This window comes from Tumebacillus lipolyticus, from assembly GCF_042682745.1.
GTDB classification, from domain to species: domain Bacteria; phylum Bacillota; class Bacilli; order Tumebacillales; family Tumebacillaceae; genus Tumebacillus_A; species Tumebacillus_A lipolyticus.
The window spans coordinates 635,002-641,544 of sequence record NZ_JBHUIO010000011.1; the positions used below are offsets into that span (position 1 = coordinate 635,002).

5 protein-coding genes and 4 tRNA genes are annotated in these 6,543 nt (G+C 51.1%); 1 reads left to right on the forward strand and 8 read right to left on the reverse strand.

The window, feature by feature from the left end:
* Nucleotides 1-9 precede the first annotated feature (9 nt).
* Entirely contained in the window at nucleotides 10-1,302 is a 1,293-nt protein-coding gene (locus ACFSOY_RS19355) for a helix-turn-helix domain-containing protein (RefSeq protein WP_386049501.1), read from the reverse strand.
* Nucleotides 1,303-2,001: 699 nt separating this feature from the next.
* Here ACFSOY_RS19355 and ACFSOY_RS19360 point away from each other — a divergent pair.
* Nucleotides 2,002-2,406 carry a helix-turn-helix domain-containing protein gene (locus tag ACFSOY_RS19360; RefSeq protein ID WP_386049502.1) on the forward strand — a complete coding sequence of 135 codons (405 nt, stop codon included), beginning with the start codon at nucleotides 2,002-2,004 and terminating at the stop codon, nucleotides 2,404-2,406.
* 18 nt (nucleotides 2,407-2,424) lie between these two features.
* Here ACFSOY_RS19360 and ACFSOY_RS19365 read toward each other — a convergent pair whose 3' ends face one another.
* The 7 genes from ACFSOY_RS19365 to ACFSOY_RS19395 all read right to left on the reverse strand — a co-directional run bounded on the left by ACFSOY_RS19365 (nucleotide 2,425) and on the right by ACFSOY_RS19395 (nucleotide 6,411).
* Nucleotides 2,425-3,441 (reverse strand): metal-dependent hydrolase, encoded by a 1,017-nt coding sequence (locus ACFSOY_RS19365; RefSeq protein ID WP_386049503.1) that lies wholly within the window; start codon nucleotides 3,439-3,441, stop codon nucleotides 2,425-2,427.
* A 233-nt stretch (nucleotides 3,442-3,674) separates the two neighbouring features.
* Entirely contained in the window at nucleotides 3,675-4,631 is a 957-nt protein-coding gene (locus tag ACFSOY_RS19370) for a peptidylprolyl isomerase (RefSeq protein WP_386049504.1), read from the reverse strand.
* Between the two features lie 167 nt (nucleotides 4,632-4,798).
* The gene (locus ACFSOY_RS19375; RefSeq protein WP_386049505.1) at nucleotides 4,799-5,974 is read right to left on the reverse strand and encodes an MFS transporter; all 1,176 of its coding nucleotides are present in this window, start codon (nucleotides 5,972-5,974) and stop codon (nucleotides 4,799-4,801) included.
* Nucleotides 5,975-6,048: 74 nt separating this feature from the next.
* Nucleotides 6,049-6,125, reverse strand: a tRNA-Pro gene (locus ACFSOY_RS19380).
* A 16-nt stretch (nucleotides 6,126-6,141) separates the two neighbouring features.
* Nucleotides 6,142-6,218 (reverse strand) — tRNA-Arg (locus ACFSOY_RS19385).
* Nucleotides 6,219-6,248: 30 nt separating this feature from the next.
* Nucleotides 6,249-6,325, reverse strand: a tRNA-Ile gene (locus ACFSOY_RS19390).
* An 11-nt stretch (nucleotides 6,326-6,336) separates the two neighbouring features.
* Nucleotides 6,337-6,411 (reverse strand) — tRNA-Gly (locus ACFSOY_RS19395).
* Between the last annotated feature and the right edge of the window lie 132 nt (nucleotides 6,412-6,543).

Here is a 6,543-nt window from a genome sequence, read left to right on the forward strand (position 1 = left end):
TTCCGATGTTCAGATCACAATTTTGCGCTCGCGCAGATTCTCTTCCATCGCCTCGTTCATCTTCTCCAAGCACTCCATCGCTTCTTTGAAGTCGCCCTTCGCTTTGTAGATGTCGCCGAGGATCGAGTACGCTTTGACCAGTTCGCCAAACGCCTGATGCTCCTGGTAGATGACAACCGCTTTCCGCAAGAAATCGGCCGCCTCTTCCGCACGGTTGCTCGCCGAGGCGATCTGACCGCTCATGCGATAGACATGTGCGCGGTCGAGATTCTCTTCGGGGAAGAACTTGAGCGCAGACGCACAATGCTCATTCGCCTGCTCGATGCGAGCATCTTGAATCAGGATGCGAGCCAAATCGCTGTGCAGCTGACCGACTTCGATCTCACATCCGATGTCCGCATAGTCGCTCATGCACTGGGTCAGGATCGAGATCGCCTCTTCGATGCCCCCCGTCTCCCCTTTGACGATGCCGTACTTCGCCTTCACGTCGATCGTCATCTTCATGTTGTTGAGCGATTGGAAGATCGACAGAGCAGACTGCGAATACTCGGCCGCCTTTTCGAACTCGCCCATCTCCCGATAGGTGAAGGACAGCTCCAAATAGATGTCACCGATCTGCTTGAAGTGATTGCTGCCGGTGAGCAGATCGTTCGATTCCTGATAGAAGTGGAGCGCCTCGTTGTACTCGCCCAACTTGTAATAGACGGTGCCGAGATTTTTCAAGATGTTCGCCTGCAGGTACAGCTCAGCAAGATGCCCCTTCTTGATCATCTCATGCGCTTTTTTCCAGTAGTGAATCGCGATCGGGTAATTCTTTTCCATATAGGAAAGCTCACCCAGCTTGTTGAGCACGAGCAGTTGAATGCTGTTGTCATTGCGCGCGATCGCAGAATCCAACACCCCTTCGAAACGATCGGTCGCATCGACCACATTTCCGGTGCTCAGGTAACAGACCGCCAGATCGTAGGCGACGTCGATCGAGGAAACGTGCGGAGATGGGTTCTCCTCCAGATCGATCAACATCTCGATGGCGCGATCATACTCGCGCGTTGCCATCAGCGCCTTGGCGATCTTGTAGACGCTCACTTTCTCCATCTGTGTCTCCGTATCGGTCAAGAAATACTCGATCGGAGTGTCCAGTTTCTCTGCGATCGCCGCGAGCAGATTGTGCGACGGATTCGCTTTGTCCGATTCGATCTGTGAGATCATGCTCGGAGTCACCAAACCAGAGCTTAGGTCGCTTTGCGTCAAACCTTTTCGAATTCTCAACTCACGAATTTTCTGTCCTAACGTAGCTTTCATCGCTGTCTCCTCCGTTATTCTCACAAAACTTACTTTCAAAAAATGGCATTATATGCGAGATGAGTAGTTATTTACGGTTCATTCAACTTAGTTTCATTATAAGAAATATATATAATCTGTCAACTGGATGATGTAGTATTCACTACATTTTTGTCAGCTTTTTTGAAAATAATTAAGTGCTTGCTCTGCATTTTAGTTATAACACGGTGCTGATATGTAAGCTGACTGCTGTCAACCTCGATTGGATCATACTGTCAGTGAAATTTGTTTTACTTGAACTGGTGCTCGAACAGAAGTTTGTTAATCCACCGCTTCAATCTGGCTTGTTTCCACTTCCGAACAACAAGAATAATAGTTGATATAATGACATTTACACTTTACTACAAAAATCTACAGCCACACAACCATTTAGATTGATAAATAGTGAAAATGTCCTAAAGGAACATAATCCTATATTCCTTTTGTCCTATGTAAAGTTCGCGTTATCCTAATATAAATCCCGAAATCATTACTCAACCATCCTGAAGTTAAGAAAAGTTATGAAACGGGATGGCAGATTGCGGTTGATTTCCTTCTGAACGTTAAGAAGTGATTCTTACTTGAAAAACGATCTATTCTTAAATATTGTTCACAAATACTATGTGAGTATGTTATACTTACTACTAAAACCGTTCGGCATTCTAGGAGGAGGGATTGACTGTGGAACAATCCTCGAACTATACGCTAGGAGCCAAGCTACGGGAGATGCGCCTGAGCAAGAAATGGACGCTCAACGAGCTGTCCCAGCGCTCCGGCCTCTCGATCAGCCACATCTCTTCGCTGGAGCGTGGAACTCGCACCAAGCCTTCGATGGAAGTGGTTCGCAAGCTGGCGAATGCGCTGCAAGTTCCCGTGCATTACTTGCACGATGATGACATGATCGATCAAGACATCTACTCCGAAGCGGATCTCATCCTTTCGCGATTCTCTCCCGACACACAAGCCTTCTTGTTGCAAGCCGACTCAGTTCCCTACATCATGTTTGCAAAGCGACTCTATGAACTGCAAGGAGAAGAGCGCGGGATCATCCAAGCGTTGCACGAGTTTTTAGAGACGAGCCGATAACAAAAACCACGACACCATTCAGTTGGCGTCGTGGTTTTTGTTTGCAGAACCGTTCTGCGCTTTCTGTTTGCCCGCTCTGACCTTCACCGGCTTGCGCATCAAACGCTCCTCGATCACACTTCCCTCCGCGTCCAGCGTCACCTGAGCACTTAACGGTAGCCGATCCTGAAAGCCGAACGTCAAATCGGCCATCTCCGCTCGCAGTTGACCATCCTCCGCTCGCTTCACCTCGACGAACAGATGGCGAGCAAACCAGCTGAACACTTGGTAAACTTGCGATCGTTCCAATTCCTCGCGCGCAGCATCCACTTTGTTTTTTGCATATTTGCGATGGATGGCGATCCCTTTCCTCAGATGGGCTGTGCCCGTCTCATAGCCTGTTTCGCTCTCTGCCACCAGATTCCATCTGAACAGCCCGAGAAACGGGATGACGGAGATCCGGCCGATCTCGATCCCCGACTGCCGATAAAACTGTCGCACTCTGCGACGCAGCATCAGCTGTACGGTCACACGTACCAGCAGATATAGCCCAGCCGGTACCAGCGTAGCGAGCAAGACTTGCTCCGGTGAAACACCTTGCCACCACAGAAAGATGCCAAGCGCTCCAAGCGCCCAGAGCACGACATCGACGATCATCAAAATATCCCACCCATAGCGGCGTTTCGAGATTGGCCAAAACGCCACCGTTCCATACGTGGTGAGCAGATCCATCCCGACGTGTACGACCACCCCGAGAAAGCTCCACCACCAAAGCAATCCGAAATGGTCGGGGAAGAACAACCATAGTGCCAGCGCCAAACAGGTCGGCCACAACAGCCAAGCGGGCAGCGAATGCGTGATCCCGCGATGATGTTTCAAATAGGCAACATTTCCGCCAAAGAGCCGAACCACAAAATCGAAATCGGGCGCCTGTGAGCCCAGAGAGGCTGCCCATAGGACCGCGCTCATCGCCGTCGGGTCATTTGCAATGGACGGATCGGTTGCCGCCACTGCGTACAACGCCAAACCGTGAAGAGCATGCGTAACATTGTCCATGCATCGCACCTCCTCTTTCTATTTAGTGTAGCACGCTCGATGATGCAACATGCAAGCAATTCTCCAGCAGTTCCCTGTGCGCTGGTCAGACAGGTATCAAGTGCTGCGACAGGTATCCAGCGGCATGGCAGTGTTGCCCCATCTCTTTCGCTCCCCATCGATCCGCGATCCCCGCTGTACAAAAAAGGCTTGGGCGGTCGCGCCCAAGCCTTATGACATCTGCATCGAATCGATTAGTGGTCGTGACCGTCGCCCTCGGTGTGCGTACCTTGACCGGTCTGCTCACCTGCTGCTGGATCTGGATCCATGATGCCTTTGTATTCCGATTTGTTGATCGTGATCTTTTCCTTCGCGGTCAGCTCGGTGATCAGATCTGCGTACGGCTTCGCTTTCTGTTCCTTCAAGGTGTCGATGATCTTTTCCTTCACATCTTCCAGCTTCGGAATGACCGCATCTGTGCGCTCTTCGATCTTGATGATGTGATAGCCAAACTCAGACTTGACCGGCTTTTGGATCTCGTTCAGCGGTGCCGAGAAAGCCACTTCGTCAAATTCCTTGACCATGCCGCCTTTCGGGAACTGGCCAAGATCGCCGCCACTTTCCTTCGTTTGCGCATCTTCAGAATTTTCCTTCGCCAATTTCTCAAAGTCGCCCGGATTCGCTTGGAGCTGCTTGTAGATCTCGTTCGCCTTCGCCTCATCCTTGATCAGGATATGGCGCCCTTTTGCCTGCGCTTTCTGCCCGAGGGTCGACTCTTTGTTCTTGTCGTAGTATTCATTAATCTCCTCATCGGAGACGGTGATGTCCTTGACTGCGATCTTTTTCGCGGTGACCGAGATCTTCATCTCCGCTCTCAGATCATCCATCGTCATGCCGTTTTGCTTGAGCGCCGAATCTAACTGCGCCTTGTCTTTGTTAAACCGCTCGTCGATGATCTTCTGGATCTCTTTGTCGATCTCCGCATCGGTTGCGAGCAGCTTCAGCTCCTTGCCCTGATTGAGGATGACCTGCTCCTCGATCATTCGTTTCAAGGTGTCTTTCCCACCTGCTTGCTCCATCTTCACCACAAAATCATCTTTGGTGATCTTCGAGTCGCCTACACTTGCCAACGTCTCGTCAGCTTGGGAGAAAAACCAAATGCCCCCCACAACCGCTGCGCCAATCACCGCGCCTGCAATCGCCTTTTTCATTCTGCCTAGCCCCTTCCGTAAATTAGCCTGTTCGCTGGCTATATAGTATTACAGTCGTTTTCTTTGTAAATCGGATTAAGTTACATCCGGATTGAATTACCGAATCCACACAAGTATATTACCACATCAGAGTGAGGTTTGTCCTACTTTTGAACAAAAATTCAGATTCAGTGACCGCTTGTTGTGAATGCAGAAGGTCGTTTCTTAACATTTTGTGAACAAAGTAACCCAAATCCTGCATAGCATACCAGCATGGCGGCGATCGACCAGGCAAACCATTCCTTGCCGAAAAATTGAATCGCGACACCGGTGAAAGAAGGGCCCATGATCGAGCCGATCCCGTAAAGCATCGTATACAGCGCGTTGCCTGTCGGAAGATCCTTCGCTCGCAAGAGATCCCCTAGATAGGCCATCCCCAGCGAGTGGAACGAACCGAGCAGCCCTCCGATCAGAAAGAACATCCCCATCAGGAGCAGCGCGTTATGATCGGTGAGCGGCACGAGCAAAAAGCAGAGAAACCCGAGCAGCGATGCGGTAAACAGCGTTTTGAAGCGCCCCCACACATCGGAGAGCCATCCGAGTGGAAATTGAAAGATGATCGATCCGAAGAAAAAGATGGAGAGCGTCATCGAGATGGTCGCTCGGTCCAAGTCGAGCCTGGAACCGTAGATCGGAAACTGTCCGACCAGCGCGCCATCCAAGTAGCCAAAGACGAGCGAGGCGCACATCGCAAACGGTGCGAGCCAGAAGATGCGCCACCACCGCTTGACACCGTTCGTCTGCTCTTCCTCCGCTTCGCCCAGCCAATTCTCATCTTCTGGGATGCGCATGGTGATCAACAGCGGAATGCAGTAGAAGATCGCGCTGACGACAAACGGCATCCAGATGGAGATCGAGAGCAGATTGATGCCGAGCGGGCCGATCATCTGGCCGATCGCGATCGAAAGACCGTAACATGCGAACATCCGTCCCCGGTTTTTTGAGTTCAAAAGTGTGTTTAACCATATTTCTGTCGCGACGAATATACCAGAGAGGGCAACGCCGAACACGACGCGGAACAAGATCCACGCGTAAAGGTTGTCCCAGATTGGGAACATCAGCGTCATCGCGATGGCGATTCCTATGCTGTAGATGATCGTGCGCTTCGCACCGAGCCGTCGAACGAGCAGCTCGATAAACGGCGAAGCAACAATGATGCCGAAGAACAGTGCGGTCGTCGAAACTCCGTTGAACACGGCGCTCACCTGACGCGTTTCCAAGATAAAGGAAAGGAGCGGTACGATGAGCCCTTGTGTCATGCCGACAAGACCAATGCTGATAAAAATCGCGACCAAACGCAACATAAGTTCCCATTCACGCCCCCTTATACAGAAAAGCGCAGTCAGGTCTCAGAAGACCAAACCGCGCTTTCAAATGGTGGTCGGAATGCAGAGATTCGAACTCTGGACCTCTCGCTCCCAAGGCGAGCGCGCTACCAAGCTGCGCTACATTCCGGTTTCTTGCTTTAAAATGGCGTGCCCTGAGAGATTCGAACTCCCGGCCTTTTGATTCGTAGTCAAACGCTCTATCCAGCTGAGCTAAGGGCACATCGTGATCAAAGAATCTTGGGGCGCTACATGGTGGGCCCACCAGGACTCGAACCTGGGACCAGCCGGTTATGAGCCGGCCGCTCTAACCAACTGAGCTATAGGCCCGAATATAGAAATGGAGCGGAAGACGGGATTCGAACCCGCGACCCTCGCCTTGGCAAGGCGATGCTCTACCCCTGAGCCACTTCCGCACGACATGAACTATTCTATCATGAAAGGCTCTATCTCACAAGATCAAGTCTGTTTGAACATGATGGGTGTATTCCCTGAAAACCGGATGCGAATGTGAGTCGAAGAAAAAGAACTTAGGATAAGCCCTCGAC